Genomic DNA, 24,740 nt, shown 5'->3' with positions numbered 1-24,740 from the left:
GTCAGACCACCCGAGCCCGGTGCTGGTGCGCCGGGCCGTTGAGCTGCGAGAGTGCGTGCGCGCGCTTGAAGACGAGCTGTACGTCGTGCTCCCAGGTGATCGCGATGCCGCCGTGCAGCTGCACCGCCTCCGAGGCGATCTTGTCGAGTGCGTCGGAGCAGTAGGACCCGGCGACCGAGGCCAGCCGGATGAGCCGTTCGCGGTTCTCCTCGCTCGGGTCCGCGACGTACGCCGCGGCCACCGCGGTCGCGCCCCAGCTCGCCGAGCGGGACGCCTCCAGCAGGACCAGCATGTCGGCCATCCGGTGCTTCAGGGCCTGGAAGGAGCCGATGGGACGCCCGAACTGCACCCGCTCGCCGGAGTACTGCACCGTCATGTCGAGGGCACGTTGCATCGCGCCGACCTGCAGAGCGGACGCCAGGGCGGTGCTGATCGCACGGACGTCGTCCGGGGTCTCGGCCGCCTGCTCTGTCACCGCGAGCCGCAGCGTCTGGTCCATCGACCCGGTGCGCTCGGTGGGCTCGAGCACCACGGCCCCGAGCTCGAACGGGAGCACCTCGCCGGCGGCGAGCCGAGGAAGGAGGTCGGCCTTGTCCTCGTCCGAGCCGTGCAGCAGCAGCTGGGCCGTGCTCAGCGCGGTCGCGAGCAGGGGCGTAGGGGTGAGGAACTCGCCCAGCACCTCGAGCACGACCGCGGTCTCGACCAGCGAGGCGCCGAAGCCGTCGTGCTCCTCCGGGACGGCGAGGGCGGCAACGCCGATCTGCTCGACCAGCGCCGACCACAGCGCCGCGTCGTACCCGGTCTCGGTCTGGACGGCCGCACGGACGGCTTCGCTGTCCGACCGCTTGCTCAGCATGCCGCGGACGGCGGCGGCGAGCTCGTCCTGCTCCTCGGTGCGCGCGAAGTGCATCAGCCGGCCTGCTTCTGGTCGGTGATCGCCTCGAGCACCCGGCCGCGGTGGTACGCCGGGGTTCCCCAGGCGGTGACGAGCGCGCGGATCCGGTTCAGCCACAGGCTCAGGTCGAACTCCGCGGTGTAACCGATCGCGCCGTGCACCTGCAGACCCGTGCGGGCGGCGAGGTAGGCGGCGTCGGCGGCGTACACCTTGGCGGCCGAGACGGGCACCTCGCCGAGAGCGGCGCCGAAGACCAGCGGACGGGCGAAGTCCAGGGCGATCCGGACGTCGGCGAGCTGGTGCTTGATCGCCTGGTACGAGCCGATCTCGCGCCCGAACTGCTTGCGCTGCTTGACGTAGGTCACCGAGTCGGCCAGCACCCGCTCGCCGGCGCCGACCAGCTGCGCTGCCGCGGCCAGCACGGCCCGGTCCAGCGCCTCGGCCCCGAACGCCTCGCCGCCGGTGACCTCGGTCAGCGTCCGGGTGGAGTCGATGGAGGCGTGCTGGGCGCCGGCGGTGCCGGACAGCAGCCGGGCCACCTGGGCGTCCGCGGCGTACGGCGCGAGCGGAGCAGCGGCGGCCGTCACCATCTCGCCGCTGGTCTGCGGGGACAGCGCGGCGGACTCGATCCACGGGCCCACGGCGAGCTCGTGTCCCAGGACCTCGAACGCGACGACGAGGTCGACCAGCGTGCCACCGAGGCCGCCGTCCTCCTCGGGAGCGACGAGCGCCGTCAGGCCCAGGTCGGCCAGCCGGCCCCACAGCTTCACCCCGGGGGCCGTGTCACCCCCGGCCCACGAGCGGGCCACGGCGACGGAGTCGGCGGAGCGCATCAGGTCGGTGATCGCCTCGGCGAACCCGGTCTGCTCCTCGGTCAGCTCGAACTTCACTTGGCCGCACCTTTCGGCTCGCGGGGGAGGCCGAGGATCCGCTCGGCGATGATGTTGCGCTGGATCTCGTTGGTGCCGGCGTAGATCGGACCGGACAGGGAGAACACGTACCCGTCCATCCACGGGGTCTCGAGCAGCTCAGCGTCGGCGCCGAGCAGGTCGAGGCCGGTCTCGTGCAGCGCGATGTCCAGCTCGCTCCAGAACACCTTGTTGACGGAGCCGGCCGCGCCCATCTCGCCGCCGTCGGCCAGCCGCGTGACCGTGCCCCAGGTGAACAGGCGGTAGGCCTGCGCACCGATCCACGCGTCCACGACCGCGTCGCGCGACTGCGGGGCGTCGGCACCGTTCAGCTTCCAGAGCTCCACGAGCCGGTCGGCCGCGGCGCAGAACCGACCGGGGGAGCGCAGCGAGAGACCGCGCTCGTTGCCGGCCGTGCTCATCGCGACCCGCCATCCGTCCCCGGGAGCACCGAGCACGTCGGCGTCCGGGACGAAGACGTCGTCGAAGAAGATCTCCGCGAAGCCGGCCTCGCCGTCGAGCTGGGCGATCGCGCGGACGGTGATGCCCTCGGCGTCGAGCGGGAACAGGTAGTAGGTCAGGCCCGCGTGCTTCGCGCTGTCCGGGTCGCTGCGGAACAGGCCGAAGCCCCAGTGTGCGTAGGTGGCCCGCGAGGACCAGGTCTTCTGACCGTTGAGGATCCAGCCGCCGCGCTCGTCGTCGCGGACGGCGGTCGACCGGATCGAGGCGAGGTCGGAGCCCGCTTCGGGCTCGGACCAGGCCTGGGCCCAGATCTTCTCGCCGGTCGCCATGCTCGGCAGGAAGCGCGCCTGCTGCTCGGGGGTGCCGTGGTCGAAGATGATCGGCGCGAGCAGGAAGATGCCGTTCTGGGAGACCCGCCCGGGAGCTCCGGCGCGGTAGTACTCCTCCTCGAAGATGACCCACTCGATCAGCGACGCCTCGCGCCCCCCGACCTCCCGGGGCCAGGAGACGACCGAGAGCCGTTCGGCAGCGAGCTTGGCCTCCCACTCCTGGTGCAGGGCCCAGCCGGCCTCGGTGTCCATCGAGGGCAGCGGCTCGGCGGGCACGTTGGCGGCCAGCCACGAGCGCACCTCGGCCTGGAAGGCCAGCTCGGACTCGGACAGCGTCAGATCCATCAGTTCTCCCTGAGGTCGTTCTTGAGCACCTTGCCCGACGGGTTGCGCGGCAGCGCGTCGGTGAAGGAGACGAGGCGGGGGGTCTTGTAGTTGGCCAGGCGCTCGCGGGCGAACCCGATCACGTCGGCCTCGGTGATCCCGCTGCCGGGGCTGCGGACGACGATCGCCTTGCCGATCTCACCCATCCGCTCGTCCGGTACGCCGATCACCGCGACGTCGGCGACCCCGTCCATCCGGGCGAGCGCCTGCTCGACCTCGGCCGGGTAGACGTTGAAACCACCGGAGATGTACATGTCCTTGAGCCGGTCGGTGATGCGCAGGTTGCCGGCCTCGTCGACCTTGCCGATGTCGCCGGTGTGCAGCCACCCGTCGGCGTCGATCGCCTCGGCGGTCGCCGCCGGGTCGTCGAGGTAGCCGAGCATGACGATGTCGCCGCGCACCAGCAGCTCGCCCTCCTCGCCCGCAGGGACGGCCTCGTTCGTGCCGACGGTCGCGATCCGGACCTCGGCTCCGGGGATGGCCCGCCCGCAGGTGTTCGCGACCAGGTCGTCGGCGTCACCCTCGCGGCACATCGTGACGACGACGGCCTCGGTCATCCCGAAGGCGGTGTAGACGTTGTCGATCGCGAGACCCTCAGGGGCGGCGGCTCGCATCCGCTCGATCAGCACCACCGGGACGACCGCAGCACCGGTGATCGAGAGCCGCAGGGAGGACAGGTCGTAGTCGGCGCGGTGCTCGGCACCGAGCAGGGAGGTGAAGATCGTCGGCGCGCCGGGCAGCACCGTGATCCGCTCGCGCTGGATGGTCGCCATCGTCTCGTCGAGGTCGAAGGTGGCGACCGGGTAGAGGGTGGCGCCGGTGAGCAGCCCGACCACGATGCCGATCTTGTAACCGAAGGAGTGGAAGAAGGGGTTGACCACCAGGTAGCGGTCCTCGCTGGTGACGCCGCCGATCTCGGCCCACGACCGCGAGACCGCGATCGTCTGCCGGTGGGCGCTCATGGCGCCCTTGGCCCGGCCGGTGGTCCCGGAGGTGAACAAGATGTCCGCGACGTCGTCGGGGGAGACCGCGTCGGCGCGGGCGTCCGCAGCGGCGAGCTCGGCGGCCCCGGCGGCACGGACCGCCTCGAGGTCGGTCAGCTCCAGGACCGCGCGAACGGCCTCCAGGTTGCTCGCGGCCCGGAGCTCGGCGACCTGGTCGCGCCCGAGGAACCCGTTCGCGACGAGGACGAGGGTGGCGCCGGTGCGGTCGACGATGTCGGCGACCTCGTGCCCGGTGTACCGCGAGTTGACCGGCACCAGCGTGCCGCCGGCGTACGAGACGGCCAGGCCTGCCACCAGCCAGTCGATGCTGTTCGGTCCCCAGATGCAGACCCGGTCGCCGGGGGCCATCCCGTGGGCGAGGTAGCCAGCTGCGACCGCCCGGACGTCCTCGAGCAGCGCGGCGAAGCTCAGCGAGCGGTCCCCGTCGACCACGGCGGGGTGCTCGCCGTACGTGCTGGCGGCGTCGCGCAACGCAGCAGGCAGGGTGAGCGCCACGGCATCCTCCACAGTCGGACTCGAAACCAAGCAAGTGCTTGGTAGGCTACCCTACAGGAAACGCACCCCCGGAGAGTGAGCATCCAGTGGACCTGACGGACTCGAGCGAGGACAAGGCCTTCCGGACCGAGGTCCGCACATGGCTGAACGACCACCTGGTCGGGGACTTCGCCGCGCTCAAGGGGCTCGGTGGCTCCGGGAAGGACCTCGAGGCGCACGACGAGCGGCTCGCGTGGGACCGGCACCTGGCCGAGCACCGGTGGACCTGCATCGGCTGGCCGACCGAGTACGGCGGCCGCGGACTCTCCCTGATGCAGCAGGTGATCTTCCACGAGGAGTACGCCCGCGCCAACGCGCCCGCCCGGGTCAACCACTTCGGCGAGGAGCTGATCGGGCCGACGCTGATCCACTTCGGCACCCCCGAGCAGAAGGACCGCTTCCTACCCGGAATGCGCTCGGTCGAGACGCTGTGGTGCCAGGGCTACTCCGAGCCGAACGCCGGCTCCGACCTCGCGAACATCGCCACCAAGGCGCGCCTGGAGGGGGACGAGTGGGTGGTGGACGGCCAGAAGGTCTGGACCTCGCTGGCCCAGTTCGCCGACTGGATCTTCGTCCTCGCCCGCACCGAGCCCGGCTCCAAGCGTCACCAGGGCCTGAGCTTCCTGCTGATGCCGCTGGACCAGGACGGCATCGAGATCCGGGGGATCGAGCAGCTCACCGGCGGGGCCGAGTTCAACGAGGTCTTCTTCACCGGGGCGCGGACGGCGGCCGACCTCGTCGTCGGTGAGCCCGGCCAGGGCTGGGGCGTGGCGATGGGCCTGCTCGGCTTCGAGCGCGGCGTCTCCACCCTGGGGCAGCAGGTCGGCTTCCAGCGCGAGCTGGCCGGCCTGGTCGAGGCCGCGCGGGCCAACGGCACCTTCGACGACCCGATCGTCCGCGACCGGCTGGCCCGCGCCACCGTCGAGCTCGAGGTGATCCGGCTGAACGCCCTGCGCACGCTGGCGCAGAACAACGCCGAGGCGCAGTCCGCAGGGTCCGCGAGCATCGCGAAGCTGCTGTGGGCCACCTGGCACCGCACCCTCGGCGAGATCGCCATGCTCGTCCGCGGCACCGAGGCGCTCGCGGCGGGGCCGTCGCCGTCGAGCTACGACCTCGACGAGTGGCAACGACTCTTCCTCTTCACCCGCGCCGACACGATCTACGGCGGGTCCGACGAGGTCCAGCGCAACATCCTCTCCGAGCGCGTGCTCGGCCTACCCAGGGAGACCCGATGACCGACCAGACTTCGACGACACTGCGACCCGAGCAGCCCACCCCTGACTACGTCCCGGGTCACGGCCTGCTGAAGGACAAGGTCGTCGTCGTCACCGCTGCGGCCGGCGCGGGTATCGGAGCGTCGATCACCCGGCGTGCCCTGGAGGAGGGGGCCAAGACGGTGGTCCTCTCCGACACCCACGAGCGCCGGGTCGCCGAGGCGCACGAGGCGCTGGCGACCGAGTTCGGCGCCGAGCGCGTGCTCTCGGCCGTCGTCGACGTGACCAAGGAGGAGGACATTACCGCCCTCCTCGATCTGGCCGACACCGTGGGCGGGGTCGACGTGATGATCAACAACGCGGGCCTCGGTGGTACCGCCAGCGTCCTGGAGATGACCGACGACCAGTGGAGCAAGGTCCTCGACATCACCCTGACCGGCACCTTCCGCAGCGTGCGCGCCGCATCGAACCGGATGATCGCGAACGGGACGAAGGGCGTCATCGTGAACAACGCCAGCGTGATCGGCTGGCGCGCGCAGGAGGGTCAGGCCCACTACGCCGCAGCCAAGGCCGGGGTGATGGCACTGACCCGATGCGCCGCGCTGGACGTCGCGCCGCACGGCGTCCGGATCAACGCCGTCTCGCCGAGCCTCGCGATGCACCCGTTCCTGGCCAAGGTGACCTCGGACGAGCTGCTGCACGAGCTGAAGCAGCGCGAGGCGTTCGGCCGCGCGGCCGAGCCGTGGGAGGTCGCCAACGTGATGGTCTTCCTGGCCAGCGACTACTCGTCGTACCTGACCGGTGAGGTGATCAGTGTCAGCAGCCAGCACGCCTGAATCTCGACTGAGCTCGATCACCGGGACGCGGCGCGACGAGCTCCTCGCCATCGCAGCGGGGCTCTTCGCCGAGCGCGGTTTCAAGAACACCACCGTCCGCGACATCGCGGACGCTGCCGGCATCCTCTCGGGGAGCCTCTACCACCACTTCGACTCCAAGGAGTCGATGGTCGACGAGCTGCTCGACACCTTCCAGACCGAGCTCTGGAAGCAGTACGACGCCATCGAGGCCAGCGACCGGACCCCGAAGGAGAAGCTGGTCGCCGTCGTCCAGGCCTCCTTCGAGGCGATCGGCGAGCACCGCAACGAGGTGGCGATCTTCCAGAGCGACGCGCTGTACCTCGCGACGTTCGACCGGTTCGACTACCTGATCGAGCGGAACCGGAAGTTCCGCACCCTGTGGACCGGGCTGCTCGAGGCGGGTGTCGCCAGCGGCGAGCTGCGTGCGGACCTCGACGTCGCCCTGGTCTACCGGTTCCTGCGCGACACCGTCTGGGTGGCCGTGCGGTGGTACCGACCCGGCGGCACCCTGACCCCGGCCGACGTGGCCGACCAATACCTCACCATCCTCCTCGAAGGAATAGCGAAGGGATCTCCTCATGCCTGAGGCCTACATCATCGACGCCGTCCGGACCCCGGTCGGCAAGCGCCGCGGCTCGCTGGCCGCGATGCACTCCGCCGACCTGGGCGCGCACGTGCTGAAGGCGCTCGTGGAGCGCACCGGCATCGACGCCGGTGCCGTCGACGACGTGATCATGGGCTGCTGCGACACCATCGGGTCGCAGGCCGGCGACGTCGCCCGCACCGCGTGGCTGGTCGCCGGCCTGCCCGACCACGTCCCGGGCGTCACCATCGACCGGCAGTGCGGCTCCTCCCAGCAGGCGGTGCACTTCGCCGCGCAGGGCGTCATGTCCGGCACCCAGGACCTGGTCGTCGCCGGAGGTCTCCAGAACATGTCGGCCATCCCGATCTCCGCCGCGATGCTGGTCGCGGACCAGTACGGGTTCACCACGCCGTTCGCCGAGTCGCCGGGCTGGAACGACCGGTACGGCGACGTCGAGGTCTCGCAGTTCAACTCCGCCGAGATGATCGCCGAGAAGTGGGGCATCAGTCGTGAGGAGATGGAGGAGTTCGCTCTCGCCTCGCACAACCGGGCGAAGGCCGCCATCGCCGAGGGCCGGTTCGACAACGAGATCGCGCCGGTGACGCTGGCCGACGGGACCGTGTTCACGACCGACGAGTGCCCGCGCGAGACCTCCCTGGAGAAGATGGCCGGTCTCGAGCCGCTGGCCCCGAACGGACGGATCACCGCCGGTGTCGCCAGCCAGATCTGCGACGGCGCGTCGGCGCTGCTGATCGCCTCCGAGGCGGCCGTCCAGGAGCACGGCCTGACCCCGCGCGCCCGGATCCACCACCTCAGCGTCAAGGGCGACGACCCGATCTGGATGCTCACCGGTCCGATCCGGGCGACCCGACACGCGCTGGAGAAGACTGGTCTGACCATCGACGACATCGACCTGTTCGAGTGCAACGAGGCGTTCGCCTCGGTCGTGCTCGCCTGGGCCAAGGAGCTCGAGGTCCCGCTGGAGAAGGTCAACGTCAACGGTGGGGGCATCGCACTGGGTCACCCGATCGGCGCGACCGGTACCCGCATCATGGCCACGCTGCTCAACGAGCTCGAGCGCACCGGCGGTCGCTACGCGCTGCAGACGATGTGCGAGGGCGGCGGCCAGGCCAACGTGACGATCATCGAGCGCCTCGACCACGCCTGAAACCAGTACGGACGACCAGGTCCGCTCGGGCACACTGCCCAGGTGGAGCTGTTCTTCTGCGACCCGGACGACCTCGAGGCGGTCTCGGCGTACGTCGGTGCCGCTGAGGCGGCCCGAGCTGTCGACGCGCCGTGGGAACAGGCGCCGACGATCACCAGGATCCGGGCCGAGATGCGCCACGGCTTCGACGGCGAGCCGGGGGAGCACTACCTGCTGCGCGCCGACGGGAGGGTGGTGGGGACCGCGGCGATCTTCGTCAGCGACCGCGACAACCGCGAGCTGGCCTGGGTGGAGCTCGTCGTCCTGCCGGAGGTGCGCCGACGCGGGCACGGCCGTGCCGCGCTCGCGCTGGTCCTCGACCGCTGCCTGGCCATCGGTCGGCCGCTGATCGTGCTGTACGGCTGGGAGAGCGACGCTGCTCGCAGATTCGCCGCAGCGGCTGGGTTCGAGCTGGAGAGCACCGAGATCCGACGCCTGCTCGAGCTCACCGGCACGGCCGACCAGGACGCGCACCTGCGCTCCGTGCGCGACGCGGCGACCGCTCGTGCCGGCGGCTACCACCTGGTCCGGTTCACGGGTCGCACCCCGGCCGACCTGCTCCCGGACCTCGTACGCGTCACCGCCGCCATCAACGACGCGCCGCGCGACGGTCTGGAGTACGAGGACGAGCTCTACGACGTCGATCGAGTGCGGGCCTACGAGAGCGCGCAGGTCGAGGCCGGTCGACGGCTCTACCGGGTGGTGGCGAGCACCGCGGACGGCGAGATGGTCGGTCACACGGCGGTCTCGGTCGACAGCGAGGACCCGACCTGGGCGGACCAGCACGACACCGCCGTCGTCCCGGAACACCGGGGCAGACGCCTGGGCCTGCTGCTGAAGAGCTCGATGGCGCTCTGGTTGCGCGACGTCGAGCCGCAGCTGCGGTGGGTCGGCACCGAGAACGCCGAGTCGAACGGTCCGATGATCGACGTGAACGAGGAGCTGGGCTACCGGGTCGCCGGGCGACAGCTGCTGTTCCAGCGTCGGCTACGGTTCACCCCATGCGTGGATTCGGTGCAGCCCTCCTGATCGGTGCCCTCCTCCTCACCAGCGGATGCGGGGGTGAGGACGAACCCGAGGCCAAGAAGCCGGCGACCTCGAAGGCGGCCGACCCGAACTCCGGTGTGCGCCCGAGCGTGAAGGACCTCGCCACCGCCCTGCAGAAGGCTGAGCAGGCGGACGGGAAGCCCTACACCAAGAAGCAGGCGATCTGCATCGCGTCGATCCTGGAGGCCTCGAAGGTCTCCAACGACGGTCTGCGTCAGGCGATCGCGAACCCGGGCAGCTACGCGCCGTCCGATGCCGACGCCACCGTCGTGAAGGGCCTGATCGGGAAGGTCAGCGCCTGCTTGATCGATGAGCTCCGCACGCCGTCCCCGACGTCCTAGGAGACCAGAAGGTGCCCAGAATCCTGCCCAGAATCCTGCCCAGCACCCTGCTGGCCCTCGCGCTGCTGCTGGCGAGTGCGTGCGGCGAGGAGCCGGACGGACGGCTCTCGGTCGCAGAGGTGACCGAGAGGCTGCAGACCGGCAACGACTTGTTCAACCTCGGTGCCGCGGATCTCGGCACGAAGGTCTACTCCTGCATCGCGAGAGCGCTGGTCTCCTCGGACCTCACCGACAAGGGTCTGGAGGCGCTCGTGGACGGCGATCAGAAGTACGTCGCGACCGATGCCGAGGCGACCGTGCTCACCGAGCTCAGCACCCGGCAGATCGAGGCCTGCAAGGCGGCTCCGTCCGGGTAGCAGCACCCGGGAAGTGGGCTGTGCCAGACTCCGCTTCGGACCGGGACGCGCTCGGTCCATGAAGGAGTTCTCTCATGGTGCGGAAGATCGGCGTGGCTGCAGCGACTGCGGCCCTCCTGCTCACGGCGGCCTGTGGCGACGGTGAGCGTCCCTCGGCCGACGAGGTCGCGAAGAGCTTGAAGGGTGGCAAGGCTGCCGAGGTCCTCGGGTCCACCAGCAACCTGCTGACCGACAAGGGCATCGACTGCATCGCCGAGGCGATCGTCGACTCCAAGCTCTCGAACGAGGCCATCCGTGCCCTCGTCGAGGGCAAGGACAAGTTCCGGGGTGACAAGGGCGACAACAAGGCGATGACCAGCCTTCAGGGTGACATCGCCAAGTGTGCCGAAGGCAACGTCAAGGTCCAGTGAGCGGCCGCCCGCTCGGCCCGCCCTCAGTCCGCTGCGGGCAGGCCGGCGGGTTCGACCAGGCTGTGCAGGTACCGCTTGGTGTTCGCCCGCATCGGCTTGTTCGCGAACCGGCCGTTGAGGAAGGCGAACGCGGTCGAGTAGGACGTGAGTGCTGCGGCTGCGTGGGTCGGCGCGTAGTTAGCCGACAGCCTCACCCGCGCGCCCTGTCCGGCCCAGCGCTCGGCGAGTCCTCGGCCGCACTCGAACGGCACCACGTCGTCGAGGTGGCTGTGGGAGACCAGCGCCTCCATCCGCGGGTACCGGCCGTCACCCAGCTTCTGCTCGGCGACGATCGTCGCGAAGGGCTCCTCCCGGAGCATCGAGCCGATCGAGCGCCCGTCGGCGGTCAGGGTGCTCGAGCGGGTGAACGCGTAGCGGCGCAGCGACTCGAACATGCACTGGTGGGTCAGTGCGGCGGCGACCTCGTGCCCCCGTTCGCTGAGCAGCGGACCGAGGTCGATCCCGTAGTCGCTCGACAGCCCGACCAGCGCGTAGCCGAGGAACGCGAAGTAGGGGCTCCCGTCGAGCATCGCGGCGACCAGCGGGAAGTCAGCCGGGACGGCCCCGCAGACGGCGCCTTTCACGTCGAGCTCGGGGGCGTACTCGTGCCAGAGCTCGGCGGCTGACGCGGCCGCGCCGCCGCCCTGGGAGTACCCGGCGATGGCGGTCGGACCGCTGACCGGGATGTCGGGGTTGTCGAGCTGCTGCGCCGCGCGCAGGGCGTCGAGGACCACGTGCCCCTGCACCTGGCGCGACATGTAGGTGTGGGTGCCGTCCACGCCGAGGCCCTGGTAGTCCGGGACGACGACGTTGTAGCCGCGCGCCAGCAGACCCGTGATGAAGATGGATTCGTACTCGCGCCCGGCCGCCATCTGGCGCGACGGGGCGCACTGGGTCCCCATGCCCTGGGTGCCGACGGCGAAGACGACCAGGCCGCGGTCGTCGCGCTTGGTCCGTGGCCGTGTCGGGGTCAGCACGGTGCCGGTCACCGGGATCGAGCGGCCGAGCCGGTCGGAGGTCGTGAACATGATCCGCTCGACCCGGGCCGGTGCGGGAACCAGCTTGAACGGGTCGATGTAGAACCTGCCGGGCTCGGCACGGATCAGCGAGCCAGGGGTGGCCGGGACATCGTCGGGCCGGTCGTAGAACGGGTCGCTCGGCTTCGTCTCCAGTTTGCGCGCCCCGACGGCGGTCAGGGCGAAGCGGATGGCGCGGTCGACGACGCTGTCCTCGGTCACGCTCCGATCCTGCCAGTTCCCGAAGGGCTCAGGCGAAATATCCCTGGGTGCGCTTCAGCTCAGCGGCCGCCTGCGTGACGACCCGCTCGATGAGCTCCGCGCAGGTCGGCAGGTCCTCGATCACGCCGACGACCTGACCCGAGGCGAGGATGCCGGCGTCCGGGTCGCCCTCGACCAGGCCTGCCTTGAGCATCATCGGGGTGTTCGCCGCCAGCACCATCTGCGCCCAGGACCGGTCGGAACCGTGCTTCATGGCCTGGCCGTCCTTGATCAAGCCGACCCAGGACATGCCGCTCATCCTCTTGAACGCCAGGGTGCGCCGGGCCGTCGGACCGAGTCGCTTCAGGGCGCTGGACTCCTCGACGGAGTCGACCAGGTCGGTCCGCAGCATCCGGTGCGGCATGCCGTCGACCTTCGCGGTCACCACGGTGCCGTTGAGGTCCGCATCCAGGTACCGCTGCTTGACGGCGTCCGGGACGGTCGAGTCCTTGGTCAGCAGGAAGCGGGTGCCCATGCCGATTCCGGCGGCGCCGTAGGAGAGTGCTGCGGCGAGACCACGACCGTCGAAGAAGCCGCCCGCGGCGATCACCGGGATGTCGACGGCGTCGAGCACGGTGGGGAGCAGCAGGGTGGTCGGGACGCTGCCGGTGTGGCCACCACCCTCGCCGCCCTGGATCATCACGGCGTCGGCGCCCCAGGAAGCGACCTTCTTGGCGTGCTTGGGCGCGCCGATGCTCGGGATCACGACGATGTCGTGCTCCTTGAGCTTGGCGATCAGCTCAGGCTTGGGGGCCAGCGCGAACGAGGCGACCTTCACGCCGTACTCGATGAGCAGGTCGCAGCGGGCCGGGGCGTCGGCGGCGTCGGCACGCAGGTTCACGCCGAACGGCTTGTCGGTCCGACCCTTCACCTCGACGATCGCCTTCTCGAGCTCCTCGTGCGTCATCGTGGCCGAGGCGAGGATGCCGAGGCCGCCGGCGTTCGCGGTGCCGGAGACCAGGCGCGGGCCGGCGACCCAGCCCATGCCGGTCTGCACGACCGGGTGCTTGATGCCCGCGAGCTCGGTCAGCGGGGTGCGGAGAAGCTGGTCGGTCATGACTCGTCCTTCTGGGCCACCACCGGCGGGACTTCGCGGTCCCGGAAGTTCTTCGGGTCGAGCACGTTGCGGATGATCATCAGCTCGGTCTCGGTGGGCTCGCGGGTGACGGGGATTTCCGCGGGAACCTCGAGCTCGAAGCCCGTGTTCTCCACGACCTCCTCGACCGTGACGCCCGGGTGCAGGCTGATCAGCCGCACGGTGTCCTCGGCGCCCTTCACGTCGAAGACGCCGAGGTTCGAGACGATCCGGTGGATGTCGTTGTACTTCGACGCCCCCGGCCCGGCCGCCTTGGCGCGCGCGGGCCCGACGCCGGAGACGATGTCGACGTTCTCCACGAACACGCGGGTGCTGTGCTTCGGCACCCAGTACGACGTCCGGTTGTTCACCGTGTTGCCGGGGGCGCCGCGCGACCCGAGCAGCTGGCGCTTCGGCTGCGCGAAATCACCGATGGCGGAGATGTTCTGGTTGCCGTGTTTGTCGACCTGGGTCGCTCCCATCATGACGTGCCGCTTGCCGTACGCCACGACGTCGAAGACGCGCCGGAACGGGATCCAGCCCTCGACCACGTCGGCCTTCGCGAAGATCGGGGGAGTGCCGCCCAGGAAGAGCGACTCGCCGTCCGAGATCACCAGGTCGGGGTTCGAGGTCAGCTTGGCGAGCCGGACACCGATCATCGGCATCGTGCCCATCGGGCTGGCGAAGATCTCGCCGTCGTCCTTGAACGCGTCGGCCACCGCTGCTGCGCAGACCTCTGCGCGGGAGGCGCCGTTCGTCGAGCCTGTCGAGACGTCGTTCACTTGGTCGCTCCCTCGAGCTCGGCACGGAATGCGGCAACTGCGGCCTGGTACGCGTCTTCGTCGCCGGACAGGAACCGCTCCTCGAACGCGGCCCAGTCCTCGTCGGACCCGCCGGCCGCGGCGGCGTACGCCTTCTGGAACTTCTCGTCGCGCTCGTAGTCCGGCGTGCACACGGTGAAGTGCGCACCGTTCGGCGTCTCGACGACGCCGTCGACCATCATCCGGCTGATCAGCAGCCGCTGGACCGGGGTGTCGATGGTCAGGCCTGCGGTGTCGACGATCTGCTCGACGCTCACGAAGGCCTGGTCTGCGGCCTGGACGAACAGGTCGTCGAAGTACGGGTCCGGACCCAGGTAGGTCGCGTTGCCGTGCGCGTCGGCGCGGTTCATGTGCACCAGCGCGACGTCGAGCTTGAGCGCCGGCACCGCCGTCAGCTCCTCGAAGTCGCCGTTCTCGTCGGCGTACGGCGACGCGACGGTCTTGATCCAGGCGTTGTTGACCAGCACGTCGGAACCGAGCCCGGCCCGCATCGGCAGGAAGGGCAGGCGCTGCGCCGCGGCGTACAGGCCGGTCTGGAACATGCCCTCGTCGAGCTCGACGATCTCGGGGATGGTGCCGTTCTGGCGGGCGCGCTGGAAGTTCGGCTCCAGAGGGATCGAGTCCAGCGAGACGAAGGCGTAGACCAGCTTGCGGATCTTGCCGGCCCGGGCGAGAAGACCGACGTCGGCGCCGCCCCAGGAGACGATGGTGAGGTCCTTCAGGTCGGACCGGAGGATGGCGCGGACCAGGGCCATCGGCTTGCGCCGCGGGCCCCACCCGCCGATGCCGATGGTCATGCCGTCGGAGAGCTGGGCGACGACCTCGTCGATCGTCATCTGCTTGTCGCGGGGCTTGCTCACTTCTTTGCCTTGTCCGTTCCCGCGAAGTCATCGCGAAGCTCATCACTGACACCGGCGAGGTTGAGCTCGAAGGTGAACCCCTGCTCGAACCGGTAGCTCTTGTTCACGTCGACCGGCTCGATGCCGTTCAGCGCTTCCTTGGCGGCCCTGATGACCCGCCCGTCCTTCTCGGCGATGCTCGCCGCGACCTCGAGCGCCACCTCGAGCAACTGCTCCGGGGGAGCGAGGCGGTAGACCGACCCGAACCGGTGCAGCTCGGTCGCCGGGATGGTGGCGGCGGTGAAGTAGAGGGCGCGCATCATCTGCTGGGGGACCAGACGGGCCATGTGCGTCGCTGCGCCCAGTGCCCCCTGCTTGACCTCCGGGACGCCGAAGTACGCGTTCTCGGCGGCGACCACGATGTCGGCGTTGCCGACCAGTCCGACCCCACCCCCCACGCAGAAGCCGTTGACGGCCGCGATGACGGGCACCGGGCACTCGTAGACGGCCTTGAAGGCCGCGTAGCACCCTTTGTTCGCACCGATCAGAGCGTCGAACCCGGTCGTGTTCTGCATCTCCTTGATGTCCACACCGGCGTTGTAGCCCTTGCCCTCGGCGCGCAGGACCACGACCTTGACGGCCGGGTCCGCGCCTGCGGCGTCGAGCGCGCTCGCGACGTCGAACCAGCCCTGGACGGTGAGCGCGTTCACCGGCGGGTGGGACATCGTGATGACGGCGATGCCGTCGTCACGGACGTCGGTGGTGACTGCAGACATGGGGACCTCTCCCTGTGGCCGGGTTGTCGAGCCCGGCCGACACACAACCAAGCACTTGCTTGGTACTCTACCAGCATGGCTCTCTCGATCGACCTGACCGGACGGGTGGTTCTGGTGACCGGCGGCTCCCGCGGCATCGGCCGCGGGATCACCGAGGCGTTCGTCTTCGCCGGTGCCACCGTCGTGACCTGCGCGCGCTCGGAGGCCGAGCCGTTCCCGGGCAGCACCCACGTCGTCTGCGACGTGCGCGACCCCGAGTCGGTCCAGGCGATGGTCGACGGCATCGTGGCCGAGCACGGCCGCCTCGACGTGCTGGTCAACAACGCCGGGGGAGCGCCGGCCGCGGACGCGGCGACGGCCTCGCCCCGGTTCCACGACAAGATCATCGGCCTCAACCTGAGCTCGCCGCTGCTCGTCGCCCAGGTCGCGAACGCGGTGATGCAGACCCAGGGGAGCGGCGGCTCGATCGTCAACATCAGCTCGATCAGCGCTCACCGTCCGGCCCCCACGATCGCGGCGTACGCCGCAGCGAAGGCCGGCTTGGAGTCGCTGACCAAGAGCCTGGCGATGGAGTGGGGCCCGAAGGTGCGCGTCAACGCCATCGAGGTCGGGCTGTGCCGGACCGAGCAGACCGACGACCACTACGGCGGTGACGACAAGGTCGCCCGCATCGAGGAGACCATCCCGCTCGGTCGGATGGCCCGCCCCGACGAGGTCGGTAACGTCGCCGCCTTCCTCGCCAGCGATCTGGCGTCCTACGTCAGCGGTGCCAGCGTCGGCTGCCACGGCGGTGGCGAACCCCCTGTTTTCCTGCACATCAGCTGACCCACTCGGTCGTCGAGCTTGGCGAGACGCCAGAACCTAGGAGTAGAAGTTGTCCCGTCTTCTTGAAGGCCGCATCGCCATCGTCACCGGAGCCGGTCGCGGCATCGGTCGGGCGCACGCGCTCGAGCTCGCCCGACACGGTGCCAAGGTCGTCGTCAACGACTTCGGCGTCTCGAACAACGGCGACAAGACCGACTCGCCGGCGCACGAGGTCGTCGCGGAGATCGAGGCGATGGGCGGCGAGGCCGTCGTCAACGGTGCCGACGTGGCCGACTTCGAGCAGGCGGCCGCGATGGTGCAGCAGGCGATCGACACCTTCGGCGGCCTCGACATCCTGGTGAACAATGCCGGGTTCGTGCGCGACCGGATGCTCGTCAACGCCACCGAGGACGAGTTCGACGCCGTCGTCCGGGTGCACCTCAAGGGCCACTTCGCGACCCTGCGGCACGCGGCGGCGTACTGGCGGGCGGAGTCGAAGGAGGGGCGTCAGCGCGTCGCGCGCGTCATCAACACCACCTCGGGCGCCGGGCTGCAGGGCTCGATCGGCCAGGTCGTGTACTCGGCGGCCAAGGGCGGCATCGCCACGATGACCCTGGTCGCAGCCGCCGAGCTCGGGCGGGTCGGCGTGACCGTCAACGCACTCGCGCCGGTCGCCAAGACCCGGATGACCGAAGGTGCGTTCGACACCTCCGAGATGGCCCTTCCCGAGGACAACTCGCCGATCGTGGCGTGGCTGGCCTCCGAGGAGTCCGGCCACGTGACCGGTCGCGTCTTCGAGAGCGACGGCGGCCTGCTCACCCTCGAGGAGGGCTGGAACCACGGCGCCTCGCGCGACAAGGGCGCCCGCTGGGAGGCCACCGAGCTCGGCTCCGTGGTCGACGAGCTCATCGCCGAGGGCGTGAAGCCGGAGCCGGTGTACGGCGCCAGCTGAACGCCGAGAGGGCCCAGATGTCCCACCCGGGCATGCCGAGAGGGCCCAGATGTCCCAGCTGGCCATGCCGAGAGGGCCCAGATGTCCCAGCTGGGCATGCCGAGAGGGCTCGGATGCACATTCGGCGGATCATCTGAGCCCGCTCGGCGCACCTGCGCGGGACACCTGAGCCCGCTCGGCCCACCTGGGCGGGACATCTGAGCCCGCTCGGCCCACCTGGACGGGACATCTGAGCCCGCTCGGCGCACCTGGGGCGGGGCGGGTCAGCGCAGGCTGACGGACTCGTCGGCGCCGGGGACCTCGATCGCGATCTTCTCCTCGAAGTCGAAGGCGATCTCGCCGGGGTCGCCGGGCGTCTCGCTGACGAACTTCAGGATCTGGTGCGGCTCGTCGGCGCGGACGAACATGCGGTACTTCTCCTTGCCGTCCGCCGAGATCAGCTCGACCACGGGGTGACCGTCGAGCTCGGTCAGCTTGCCGACCTCGAAGTTCTCGTCGTCGAGGTCCTCCTCGGAGGCGAACAGGTTCGAGCCGAGTCCGCACAGCGTGCTGAACTGCTCCGAGGCGGGCAGCTTGGCCCACTTGCCGTCGAGGAACTTCTGCGTCTGCTCGGCGTTGGCTCCGGCGTTCTTCTCCCAGAACTTGTCGTCGGCCTTGAGGTACGAGGCGTCCTTGGCGGAGACGAAGGTGGCGGTGCCCCCGTCCTTCGTGCTGAGCTCGCCCTCGCACAGACCGTCGCCGTCCGCCTTCAGGTCGATGTCGAGACGCTCGCCGTCCTGGATCATGTTGCCGCTCAGGTGCACGGCGCCCGTCTTCTTCATCGCGGCCGCTGCGGCCTCGACGATGTCCGGACCCGACTTCTTCGCGAACGCTGCCGAGGCGGCGTCAGCCTTCGGCTCGTCGGTGGAGTCAGAGGACTTGTCGCCGCCGCAGGCCGCCAGGGGCAGCGCGAGAGCGAGAGCAGCGGTGAGCAGGACCGGACGGGACACAACGCGCGAAGAAGACATCGCGCGAGCCTAGCGGCCCGTCCGGGCCGGAGTCACCTCGGACGCACAGGGCGAGGACGCTCAGATCCGCTCGATGATCGTGCCGGAGCCCTGGGCGCCGCCGGCGCACATCGAGATCAGCGCGGTGGACTTGTCCTGGCGCTCGAGCTCGTGCAGAGCCGTGGTCAGGAGCCGTGTTCCGGTCGACCCGACCGGGTGACCGATCGCGATCGCGCCGCCGTTGACGTTGTACTTGTCCTCAGGGACGTCGTGCACCTTCGCCCAGCTCATCACGACGGCGGCGAACGCTTCGTTGACCTCGAAGAGGTCGATGTCGGAGATGCTCATGCCCGAGTCCTTGAGGACCTTCTCAGTCGCCTGGACCGGTCCGTCGAGGTGGTAGTACGGGTCGGAGCCGACGAGGGTGGAGGTGATAATCCGGGCGCGCGGCGTGAGACCGAGAGACTTCGCGAGGTCCTCGTCCATCAGCAGCAGCGCCGAGGAACCGTCGGAGATCTGCGAGGACGTACCGGCCGTGTGGAAGCCGCCCTCGAGGACGGGCTTCAGGGTGGCGAGTCCCTCGAGCGTGGTCTCGCGGAGGCCCTGGTCGGTGTCGACGACGCGGGTCTCACCGGTCGGCTTGCCCTCGTCGTCAAGGACCGGAGCCTCGAGGGCGAAGATCTCGCGCTTGAACCGGCCCTCGGCGACGGCCTGCGCTGCCTTGCGCTGGGACTCGTAGCCGAAGCGGTCGATGTCCTCGCGGGTGAAACCGCGGTTCTTCGCGATCCGGTCGGCGCCCTCGAACTGCGACGGAAGGTCGATGGCCCAGTCGTCCGGGCGGGGGTCTCCGCTGCCCGGCGGGACGTTGGCACCGAGGCCGATGCGGGACATCGACTCGACGCCGCAGGCGATACCGACCTTGATCGCGCCGCCGGCGATCATCGCGTTGATGAAGTGGGTGGCCTGCTGGGCCGAGGAGCACTGCGCGTCGATCACGGTCGACGCGGTCGCGTTCGGGAGTCCGGCGTGCATCCAGGCGCGCCGCGCCATGTTGTTCGACTGCTCGCCCGCCTGGGTCACGCATCCCGCGATCAGCTGGTCGACGATCTCGGGGTCGATGCCGGCGCGCTTGATGACCTCGGTCTGGGAGGCGCCGAGGAGGACCGCGGGGTGCAGACCGGCGAGCCAGCCGCGGCGCTTGCCGAGGGGAGTGCGCACCGCTTCGACGATGACCGGGTTACCCATGGTTCCTCCTGTGACGGGTGGGGAGCGTTCCTTCAAAATAGAACACGTTCTGGTTTTCTGCCAGACTCAACCTAGCCCGAAAAACTCTGCGGAGACCTTTGATCACGTGCACAAATTGTGTAATCATCGCCACTAGAACGTGTTTCAGAACCGTGGAGGAAGAGAACTCGTGACCATTGCCCCTGAACTGCCCGCCGCTTTCGATCCGACCGATCCCGGTCTGAACGAGATCGCGGTCCCGCTCGCAGAGTTCGCCGAGCTGCGCAAGACCGCCCCGGTGCACTGGGTCGAGCAGGCTCCAGAGGCCCGCGCCGGCTTCCTGGACACCGGCTTCTGGGCGATCAGCAAGCACGAGGACATCCTCGCGATCTCCAAGAACAGCAAGGTCTTCTCGACTGCCGAGAACGGCGTGATCATCCGGTTCGCTGCAGACATGACCCGTGACCAGGTCGAGCTGCAGCGCGCGATGCTGATCCACCACGACCCGCCGCACCACACCCGGCTGCGCCAGATCATCAGCCGCGGGTTCACGCCGCGAGCCGTGAACGCGCTCAAGGAGGTGCTGGTCGAGCGAGCCAACGACATCGTCGACGCCGCCGTCGCGAAGGGCTCGGGCGACTTCGTCGAGGAGCTCGCCGCCGAGCTTCCGCTGCAGGCGATCGCCGAGCTGCTCGGCGTGCCGCAGGAGGACCGCAAGAAGCTCTTCGAGTGGTCCAACCAGATGCTGTCGTACGACGACCCGGAGATCGAGGGCGACCCGGCGGTCGCGGCGGCCGAGATCCTGGGTTACTCGATGATGCTCGCCGACGACCGTCGGGCGAACCCGAAGGACGACATCATCACCAAGCTCGTCACCGTCGGTGACGACGGCGAGGGCGCGCTCACCGACGACGAGTTCGGGTTCTTCGTGATCCTGCTCGCCGTGGCCGGCAACGAGACGACCCGCAACGCGATCACCCACGGCATGATGGCGTTCTTCGAGAACCCCGAGCAGTGGGAGATCTGGAAGGCCGAGCGTCCGACCACCATGGTCGACGAGGTCATCCGTTGGGCCACCCCGGTCACCGTGTTCCAGCGCACCGCGCTGGAGGACATCGAGATCGGCGGTCAGCTGGTCAAGAAGGGCGACCGGGTCGCGCTCTACTACGCCAGCGGCAACAACGACGAGGACGTCTTCGACAACCCGCGTCAGTTCGACATCAAGCGGGAGCACAACCCGCAGCTGGCCTTCGGCGGCCACGGCGCGCACTACTGCATCGGCGCGAACCTGGCCCGCGTCGAGGTCGACGTGATCTTCAACGTGCTCGCCGACAAGGCCCCGGACATCAAGCAGGCGGGTGAGGGCCGTCGACTGCGGCACGCCTGGATCAACGGCATCAAGGAACTGCCTGTCACCTACGTCTAGGACGCGTTCGTACCTGAGCCGCTGCGACCTCACGGGGCCGCAGCGGCTCGGTGCATTCCACAGGGCGTTCTGGGCAAGGGCTGTCCACAGCCGGGGAATCCACCCTTGCACCCCCATTCCCTCGTCCTCCTAGGGTCGCCCTCATGTTCCCATCTCGGTTCCCCGGTGCCGTCCTGCTCGCACTCGTCCTCACGGTCGTCCCCGTGGCTTCCTCGCGTGCGGCGGAAACGCCTCCGGGCCTCGCCCTGAGCGTGCCGTCCGCGCTCGTCGACGAGACCTCCGGCACGCTCACCGTGCACTGGACGGACGCGGACGGTGCGGCGGTGCCGGGCACCGTCCGAATCTGGTCGCACGGCCGCGGTCGGCCGTGGGCTCCCGGGACGCTGGTGCACCTGGACGCCTCCGGGCGCAAGGCGTTGCCGATCCGGCCGCGCGTGGACACCTGGTACCAGGTGCGGGGCGAAGCCGGGCCGGTCGACGAGACGGGGGCCCCGAGCTGGCCTGCGGCGCGTTCCGCGGTCCGGTACGTCGACAACAAGCCGCCCGCCCGGCGCGTCGTCCTGCCACCGAAGGCGCCTCGTCCCAAGAAGCTGCCCGCGCAGCCCCGCGCGGTGGGTGCTGGCGCCGCGGTCGTGGTCACCAGGATCCCGCGCGACGTGTGGTCCTCGATGGTCGGCCGCAGCTGGCGGCCGGGCTGTCCCGTCGGCAGGTCGAACCTCCGGCTGATCCGGGTGAACTACTGGGCCTTCGACGGCTACCGCCGCCGCGGCGAGCTCGTCGTCCGCGCGAGCGCCGTCGGCGACTTCACCCGCGCGCTGAAGCGCCTGTACGCCGCACGCGTCCCGATCCGCTCGATGTACCTGCCCGACCGCTTCGGCTACACGGCGCGGTCCGGGGGAGCCGACGACTACCGGTCGATGGCGCACGACAACACCTCGGCGTTCAACTGCCGCTGGGTCACCGGCAGGCCGCGTGTCCGCTCCCCGCACTCCTACGGCCGCTCGCTGGACCTGAATCCGTGGGAGAACCCGTTCCGCTCGGCCAAGGGGTGGAAACCGAACCGCTGGTGGATCGGGCACAGCAACCCGCGCTACGCCTGGCGCTCGGGGAAGCACCGGGTCGTGAAGATCATGCGCTCCAGCGGCTTTCGCTGGTCGTGGCCCGGCTCCGACCCGCAGCACTTCGATGCCTGAAGAATCGATTGACAAACGATAGATAAGGAACGAGACTCGATCCATGAAGATCGAACGTCGAGCCGTTCCTCCGCTGCGACTCTGCCTGGTCGTGCTGTTCGCGATCCTGGTCGTGTTCCAGACCATGTCGCTGCCCGGCCAGTTCCGGCACATGGCTGCCACCGAGCCGGACATGGCCGGCTGGCGCTGGCCGTTGACCGCACTCGCGGTGTTCTGCGTGCTGTGCGCGCAGGTGGTCGTCGTCGCGACCTGGAAGCTGCTCGGCCTGGTGCGCGAGGACCGGATCTTCAGCGAGGCGGCGTTCGTCTGGGTCGACGCGATCGTGGCGGCTGCCGGCGCCGGGTGGCTGGTCCTGGCGGGCACGTTCCTCTGGGTCGGTTTCCATGCGGACGACCCCGGGGTGCCGATGCTGCTGTTCCTGCTCACCGTTGCCGGCGCCGTGGTGGTCCTTGTCATCGTCGTGATGCGCGCGCTGCTGCGTCAGGCGGCTGCCCTGCGCAGCGACCTGGCGGAGGTCATCTGATGGCCATCGTCGTCCGCATCGACGTCGAGCTCGCCCGCCGGAAGATGAGCGTCGGCGAGTTCGCCGAGAAGGTGGGCCTGACGCCCGCCAACGTCGCGGTCCTGAAGAACGGGCGTGCGAAAGCCGTCCGGTTCAGCACGCTGGAGGCGATGTGCCGGGTGCTGGAGTGCCAGCCCGGCGACCTGCTGGAGTGGGTCGAGGAGTCGGACGGCGAGAACCTGCGAGCGCAGGACGTCGGCGTGACCGCCGCGCTCGGTTAGCCCCCGGTCACCGGGCTGTCAGGACGAGCGGACCGTCCTCGGTGATCGCGATCGTGTGCTCGCTGTGCGCGCCGCGCGAGCCGTCGGCGCTGCGGAGCGTCCAGCCGTCCGGGTCGGTGTAGATCTCGTCGGTGGTGTGCATGAACCACGGCTCGATGGCGATCACCAGGCCAGGCTTGAGCCGCAGTCCGCGACCGGGGCGGCTGTCGTTGGGGACGTGCGGGTCGCCGTGCATGGTCCGTCCGACGCCGTGGCCCCCGAACTGCAAGTTCACCGACAGGCCGTTGGCACGGGCGACCTCGCCGATCGCGAAGCCGATGTCGCCGAGCTTGTTGCCCACCACCGCAGCGGCGATGCCCGCCTCGAGCGCGTCCTCGGTGGCCTTGATCAGCGCGAGGTCGGCGGGGTCGGCGGCACCCACGACGACCGATGTCGCGGAGTCGGCGACCCACCCGTCGACCTCGCACGCGAAGTCGACGCTGAGCAGGTCACCGTCGGCCAGGGTGTAGTCGAAGGGCAGGCCGTGCAGGACGGCGTCGTTGACCGAGGTGCACAGGACCTTTCCGAACGGCATCGCGCCGAAGGACGGGTGGTAGTCGACGTAGCACGAGGTCGCGCCGCGGTCCGCGATCATCCGGGCGACCAGGGCGTCGAGCTCGAGCAGGTTCACACCGACCGCTGCCGTCTCGCGCAGGGTGGTCAGGACGTCGGCCACGAAGCGCCCGGCGGGACGCATCTGCTCGATCTCACGGGCGTTGAAGAACTCGATCACACAAGGAGTCTAGGTGCGGGCGTCGCGGCAAGCTCGACGACCGGTCGTCGAGCTTGCCGAGACGTGGTGACCTAGTTGGACGGCTTCTCCGAGCCGACCAGCCACATCGCGAAGAACTGCGAGCCGCCGCCGTACGCGTGGCCCATCGCCTTGCGGGCGTCCGCGACCTGGTGCTCGCCGGCCTCGCCCATCACCTGCAGGGACGCCTCGGCGAAGCGGATCATGCCGCTGGCGCCGATCGGGTTGGAGGACAGCACGCCGCCGCTCATGTTGAACGGGATCTTGCCGCCGATCGCGGTCTCCCCGGCCTCGGTCAGCTTCCAACCGTCTCCGGGTGCGGCGAACCCGAGGTTCTCCAGCCACATCGGCTCGAACCACGAGAACGGCACGTACACCTCGGCGCAGTCGATCTCCTCGATCGGGTTGGTGATGCCGGCCTGCTTGTAGAGCGCTGCCGAGGCGGCCCGCCCAGCGGCTGGGTTCACCTGGTCGCGCTCGGCGGCGGTGGTCGGCTCCGAGCGCATCTGGGTGCCGTGGATCCACGCCGGGTTCGTGATGTCCGAGGCAGCGACAGCCGACTCCGACGCGATCACGAGCGCGCAGGCACCGTCGGAGGACGGGCAGGTCTCGTCGTACCGGATCGGGTCCCAGAGCATCGTGGAAGCGAGCACCGACTCCACGGTGGTGTCCGGGTTCTGCAGGTGCGCGTAGGGGTTCTTGAGCGCGTTCTGCCGGTCCTTGGCCGCGACGATCGCGCCGATGTGGGTCGGCGCTCCGGAGCGTCGGATGTACGAGCGCACGTGCGGGGCGAAGTAGCCGCCCGCGCCGGCGTGCACCGGCATGATGAACGGCACCGGGATCGAGAGCGCCCACATGGCGTTCGACTCCGACTGCTTCTCGAACGCCACGGTGAGGACGCGCTCGTGGACGCCCGACTGCACCAGCGAGGCGGCGACGATCGCGGTCGATCCGCCCACCGAACCGGCGGTGTGCACGCGCAGGAGCGGCTTCCCGGCGGCGCCGAGGGCGTCAGCCAGGTACAGCTCGGGCATCATCACGCCCTCGAACAGGTCGGGGGCCTTGCCGACGACCACCGCGTCGATGTCGTCGAACGTCAGCTGGGCGTCGGCCAGCGCGCGGTCGACGGCCTCCCGGAGGAGGCCCGCCATCGAGACGTCGCCGCGGGCTGCCTGGTACTTGGTCTGGCCGACGCCGATGACGGCTGCAGGAACCTTGGCCATG

General features: G+C 69.8%; 27 protein-coding genes. 14 read left to right on the top strand and 13 right to left on the bottom strand.

Features of this window, described 5'->3' with window-relative positions:
• Position 1 precedes the first annotated feature (1 nt).
• From ABIE44_RS00355 to ABIE44_RS00340, 4 genes are read right to left on the bottom strand one after another with little or no spacing between them, the layout of a single operon-like run.
• A complete protein-coding gene (locus tag ABIE44_RS00355; protein WP_209713706.1) occupies positions 2-910 on the bottom strand; it encodes an acyl-CoA dehydrogenase family protein in 909 nt (302 codons plus the stop codon).
• Positions 910-1,785 (bottom strand): acyl-CoA dehydrogenase family protein, encoded by an 876-nt coding sequence (locus tag ABIE44_RS00350; protein ID WP_209713708.1) that lies wholly within the window; start codon positions 1,783-1,785, stop codon positions 910-912. The genes ABIE44_RS00355 and ABIE44_RS00350 overlap by 1 nt, the downstream gene beginning before the upstream one ends.
• The gene (locus ABIE44_RS00345) at positions 1,782-2,939 is read right to left on the bottom strand and encodes an acyl-CoA dehydrogenase family protein (protein WP_209713710.1); all 1,158 of its coding nucleotides are present in this window, start codon (positions 2,937-2,939) and stop codon (positions 1,782-1,784) included. Before ABIE44_RS00345 ends, ABIE44_RS00350 begins: the two co-directional genes overlap by 4 nt.
• Positions 2,939-4,477 carry a FadD3 family acyl-CoA ligase gene (locus tag ABIE44_RS00340; RefSeq protein ID WP_209713712.1) on the bottom strand — a complete coding sequence of 513 codons (1,539 nt, stop codon included), beginning with the start codon at positions 4,475-4,477 and terminating at the stop codon, positions 2,939-2,941. The genes ABIE44_RS00345 and ABIE44_RS00340 overlap by 1 nt, the downstream gene beginning before the upstream one ends.
• An 86-nt stretch (positions 4,478-4,563) precedes the next feature.
• On the opposite strand from ABIE44_RS00340, the gene ABIE44_RS00335 reads away from it, so the two are divergent.
• The 8 genes from ABIE44_RS00335 (at position 4,564) to ABIE44_RS00300 (ending at position 10,531) form a co-directional block, all read left to right on the top strand.
• Positions 4,564-5,751 carry an acyl-CoA dehydrogenase family protein gene (locus ABIE44_RS00335; RefSeq protein WP_209713714.1) on the top strand — a complete coding sequence of 396 codons (1,188 nt, stop codon included), beginning with the start codon at positions 4,564-4,566 and terminating at the stop codon, positions 5,749-5,751.
• A complete protein-coding gene (locus tag ABIE44_RS00330) occupies positions 5,748-6,566 on the top strand; it encodes an SDR family oxidoreductase (RefSeq protein ID WP_209713716.1) in 819 nt (272 codons plus the stop codon). Before ABIE44_RS00335 ends, ABIE44_RS00330 begins: the two co-directional genes overlap by 4 nt.
• Positions 6,544-7,173 (top strand): TetR/AcrR family transcriptional regulator, encoded by a 630-nt coding sequence (locus tag ABIE44_RS00325; RefSeq protein WP_354437710.1) that lies wholly within the window; start codon positions 6,544-6,546, stop codon positions 7,171-7,173. The genes ABIE44_RS00330 and ABIE44_RS00325 overlap by 23 nt, the downstream gene beginning before the upstream one ends.
• Positions 7,166-8,338: an acetyl-CoA C-acetyltransferase gene (locus ABIE44_RS00320; protein ID WP_209713718.1), complete on the top strand. Its 1,173-nt coding sequence runs from the start codon at positions 7,166-7,168 to the stop codon at positions 8,336-8,338. Before ABIE44_RS00325 ends, ABIE44_RS00320 begins: the two co-directional genes overlap by 8 nt.
• Before the next feature lie 42 nt (positions 8,339-8,380).
• The gene (locus ABIE44_RS00315) at positions 8,381-9,406 is read left to right on the top strand and encodes a GNAT family N-acetyltransferase (protein ID WP_209713720.1); all 1,026 of its coding nucleotides are present in this window, start codon (positions 8,381-8,383) and stop codon (positions 9,404-9,406) included.
• Entirely contained in the window at positions 9,379-9,765 is a 387-nt protein-coding gene (locus tag ABIE44_RS00310; protein WP_209713722.1) for a hypothetical protein, read from the top strand. The genes ABIE44_RS00315 and ABIE44_RS00310 overlap by 28 nt, the downstream gene beginning before the upstream one ends.
• An 11-nt stretch (positions 9,766-9,776) precedes the next feature.
• Positions 9,777-10,121 carry a hypothetical protein gene (locus ABIE44_RS00305; protein ID WP_209713724.1) on the top strand — a complete coding sequence of 115 codons (345 nt, stop codon included), beginning with the start codon at positions 9,777-9,779 and terminating at the stop codon, positions 10,119-10,121.
• Positions 10,122-10,195: 74 nt separating this feature from the next.
• Positions 10,196-10,531, top strand: coding sequence for a hypothetical protein (locus ABIE44_RS00300; RefSeq protein ID WP_209713726.1), 336 nt, complete (start codon positions 10,196-10,198; stop codon positions 10,529-10,531).
• A gap of 23 nt (positions 10,532-10,554) precedes the next feature.
• Here the strand turns inward: ABIE44_RS00300 and ABIE44_RS00295 are convergent, their stop codons facing one another.
• From ABIE44_RS00295 to ABIE44_RS00275, 5 genes are read right to left on the bottom strand one after another with little or no spacing between them, the layout of a single operon-like run.
• Positions 10,555-11,808, bottom strand: a complete 1,254-nt coding sequence (locus ABIE44_RS00295; protein WP_209713728.1) for a lipase family protein — start codon at positions 11,806-11,808, stop codon at positions 10,555-10,557.
• A gap of 28 nt (positions 11,809-11,836) precedes the next feature.
• Positions 11,837-12,904 carry an NAD(P)H-dependent flavin oxidoreductase gene (locus ABIE44_RS00290; protein WP_209713730.1) on the bottom strand — a complete coding sequence of 356 codons (1,068 nt, stop codon included), beginning with the start codon at positions 12,902-12,904 and terminating at the stop codon, positions 11,837-11,839.
• On the bottom strand, positions 12,901-13,704 hold the full coding sequence (locus tag ABIE44_RS00285) for a CoA-transferase subunit beta (protein WP_354437709.1): 804 nt from the start codon (positions 13,702-13,704) through the stop codon (positions 12,901-12,903). The genes ABIE44_RS00290 and ABIE44_RS00285 overlap by 4 nt, the downstream gene beginning before the upstream one ends.
• The gene (locus ABIE44_RS00280; RefSeq protein WP_354437708.1) at positions 13,701-14,603 is read right to left on the bottom strand and encodes a CoA transferase subunit A; all 903 of its coding nucleotides are present in this window, start codon (positions 14,601-14,603) and stop codon (positions 13,701-13,703) included. Before ABIE44_RS00280 ends, ABIE44_RS00285 begins: the two co-directional genes overlap by 4 nt.
• Entirely contained in the window at positions 14,600-15,358 is a 759-nt protein-coding gene (locus ABIE44_RS00275; protein WP_209713732.1) for an enoyl-CoA hydratase family protein, read from the bottom strand. The genes ABIE44_RS00280 and ABIE44_RS00275 overlap by 4 nt, the downstream gene beginning before the upstream one ends.
• Before the next feature lie 75 nt (positions 15,359-15,433).
• On the opposite strand from ABIE44_RS00275, the gene ABIE44_RS00270 reads away from it, so the two are divergent.
• Together ABIE44_RS00270 and ABIE44_RS00265 are read left to right on the top strand one after the other, a co-directional pair.
• Positions 15,434-16,183 carry an SDR family oxidoreductase gene (locus ABIE44_RS00270; RefSeq protein WP_209713735.1) on the top strand — a complete coding sequence of 250 codons (750 nt, stop codon included), beginning with the start codon at positions 15,434-15,436 and terminating at the stop codon, positions 16,181-16,183.
• A 49-nt stretch (positions 16,184-16,232) separates the two neighbouring features.
• Entirely contained in the window at positions 16,233-17,114 is an 882-nt protein-coding gene (locus tag ABIE44_RS00265; protein WP_209713737.1) for an SDR family oxidoreductase, read from the top strand.
• Between the two features lie 263 nt (positions 17,115-17,377).
• Here ABIE44_RS00265 and ABIE44_RS00260 read toward each other — a convergent pair whose 3' ends face one another.
• Together ABIE44_RS00260 and ABIE44_RS00255 are read right to left on the bottom strand one after the other, a co-directional pair.
• Positions 17,378-18,121: a hypothetical protein gene (locus ABIE44_RS00260; RefSeq protein ID WP_209713739.1), complete on the bottom strand. Its 744-nt coding sequence runs from the start codon at positions 18,119-18,121 to the stop codon at positions 17,378-17,380.
• A gap of 60 nt (positions 18,122-18,181) precedes the next feature.
• Positions 18,182-19,345 carry a steroid 3-ketoacyl-CoA thiolase gene (locus ABIE44_RS00255; RefSeq protein WP_209713741.1) on the bottom strand — a complete coding sequence of 388 codons (1,164 nt, stop codon included), beginning with the start codon at positions 19,343-19,345 and terminating at the stop codon, positions 18,182-18,184.
• Between the two features lie 169 nt (positions 19,346-19,514).
• Here ABIE44_RS00255 and ABIE44_RS00250 point away from each other — a divergent pair, with 169 nt between their 5' ends.
• The 4 genes from ABIE44_RS00250 (at position 19,515) to ABIE44_RS00235 (ending at position 22,726) form a co-directional block, all read left to right on the top strand.
• Positions 19,515-20,750 (top strand): cytochrome P450, encoded by a 1,236-nt coding sequence (locus tag ABIE44_RS00250; RefSeq protein WP_209713743.1) that lies wholly within the window; start codon positions 19,515-19,517, stop codon positions 20,748-20,750.
• A gap of 143 nt (positions 20,751-20,893) precedes the next feature.
• Entirely contained in the window at positions 20,894-21,943 is a 1,050-nt protein-coding gene (locus ABIE44_RS00245) for a M15 family metallopeptidase (protein WP_209713745.1), read from the top strand.
• Between the two features lie 43 nt (positions 21,944-21,986).
• The gene (locus ABIE44_RS00240; protein ID WP_209713747.1) at positions 21,987-22,466 is read left to right on the top strand and encodes a DUF2975 domain-containing protein; all 480 of its coding nucleotides are present in this window, start codon (positions 21,987-21,989) and stop codon (positions 22,464-22,466) included.
• Positions 22,466-22,726: a helix-turn-helix domain-containing protein gene (locus tag ABIE44_RS00235; protein ID WP_209713749.1), complete on the top strand. Its 261-nt coding sequence runs from the start codon at positions 22,466-22,468 to the stop codon at positions 22,724-22,726. The genes ABIE44_RS00240 and ABIE44_RS00235 overlap by 1 nt, the downstream gene beginning before the upstream one ends.
• 7 nt (positions 22,727-22,733) lie before the next feature.
• Here ABIE44_RS00235 and map read toward each other — a convergent pair whose 3' ends face one another.
• Together map and ABIE44_RS00225 are read right to left on the bottom strand one after the other, a co-directional pair.
• Positions 22,734-23,498, bottom strand: coding sequence for a type I methionyl aminopeptidase (map, locus tag ABIE44_RS00230; RefSeq protein WP_209713751.1), 765 nt, complete (start codon positions 23,496-23,498; stop codon positions 22,734-22,736).
• Positions 23,499-23,569: 71 nt separating this feature from the next.
• Positions 23,570-24,739, bottom strand: a complete 1,170-nt coding sequence (locus ABIE44_RS00225; protein ID WP_209713753.1) for a thiolase family protein — start codon at positions 24,737-24,739, stop codon at positions 23,570-23,572.
• Between the last annotated feature and the right edge of the window lies 1 nt (position 24,740).

The organism is Marmoricola sp. OAE513, from assembly GCF_040546585.1.
GTDB lineage: Bacteria > Actinomycetota > Actinomycetes > Propionibacteriales > Nocardioidaceae > Marmoricola.
Note: the sequence above shows the minus strand (reverse complement) of the source record. Positions and strands in the feature narration are given on the sequence as shown.

What these genes read in the sequence shown, in the direction of transcription:
- ABIE44_RS00355 (WP_209713706.1), bottom strand. Translation starts at nt 910, where the DNA reads ATGCACTTCGCGCGCACCGAGGAGCAGGACGAGCTCGCCGCCGCCGTC.
- ABIE44_RS00345 (WP_209713710.1), bottom strand. Translation starts at nt 2,939, where the DNA reads ATGGATCTGACGCTGTCCGAGTCCGAGCTGGCCTTCCAGGCCGAGGTG.
- ABIE44_RS00330 (WP_209713716.1), top strand. Translation starts at nt 5,748, where the DNA reads ATGACCGACCAGACTTCGACGACACTGCGACCCGAGCAGCCCACCCCT.
- ABIE44_RS00320 (WP_209713718.1), top strand. Translation starts at nt 7,166, where the DNA reads ATGCCTGAGGCCTACATCATCGACGCCGTCCGGACCCCGGTCGGCAAG.
- ABIE44_RS00310 (WP_209713722.1), top strand. Translation starts at nt 9,379, where the DNA reads ATGCGTGGATTCGGTGCAGCCCTCCTGATCGGTGCCCTCCTCCTCACC.
- ABIE44_RS00300 (WP_209713726.1), top strand. Translation starts at nt 10,196, where the DNA reads ATGGTGCGGAAGATCGGCGTGGCTGCAGCGACTGCGGCCCTCCTGCTC.
- ABIE44_RS00290 (WP_209713730.1), bottom strand. Translation starts at nt 12,904, where the DNA reads ATGACCGACCAGCTTCTCCGCACCCCGCTGACCGAGCTCGCGGGCATC.
- ABIE44_RS00275 (WP_209713732.1), bottom strand. Translation starts at nt 15,358, where the DNA reads ATGTCTGCAGTCACCACCGACGTCCGTGACGACGGCATCGCCGTCATC.
- ABIE44_RS00270 (WP_209713735.1), top strand. Translation starts at nt 15,434, where the DNA reads ATGGCTCTCTCGATCGACCTGACCGGACGGGTGGTTCTGGTGACCGGC.
- ABIE44_RS00260 (WP_209713739.1), bottom strand. Translation starts at nt 18,121, where the DNA reads ATGTCTTCTTCGCGCGTTGTGTCCCGTCCGGTCCTGCTCACCGCTGCT.
- ABIE44_RS00255 (WP_209713741.1), bottom strand. Translation starts at nt 19,345, where the DNA reads ATGGGTAACCCGGTCATCGTCGAAGCGGTGCGCACTCCCCTCGGCAAG.
- ABIE44_RS00245 (WP_209713745.1), top strand. Translation starts at nt 20,894, where the DNA reads ATGTTCCCATCTCGGTTCCCCGGTGCCGTCCTGCTCGCACTCGTCCTC.
- ABIE44_RS00240 (WP_209713747.1), top strand. Translation starts at nt 21,987, where the DNA reads ATGAAGATCGAACGTCGAGCCGTTCCTCCGCTGCGACTCTGCCTGGTC.
- ABIE44_RS00235 (WP_209713749.1), top strand. Translation starts at nt 22,466, where the DNA reads ATGGCCATCGTCGTCCGCATCGACGTCGAGCTCGCCCGCCGGAAGATG.
- ABIE44_RS00225 (WP_209713753.1), bottom strand. Translation starts at nt 24,739, where the DNA reads ATGGCCAAGGTTCCTGCAGCCGTCATCGGCGTCGGCCAGACCAAGTAC.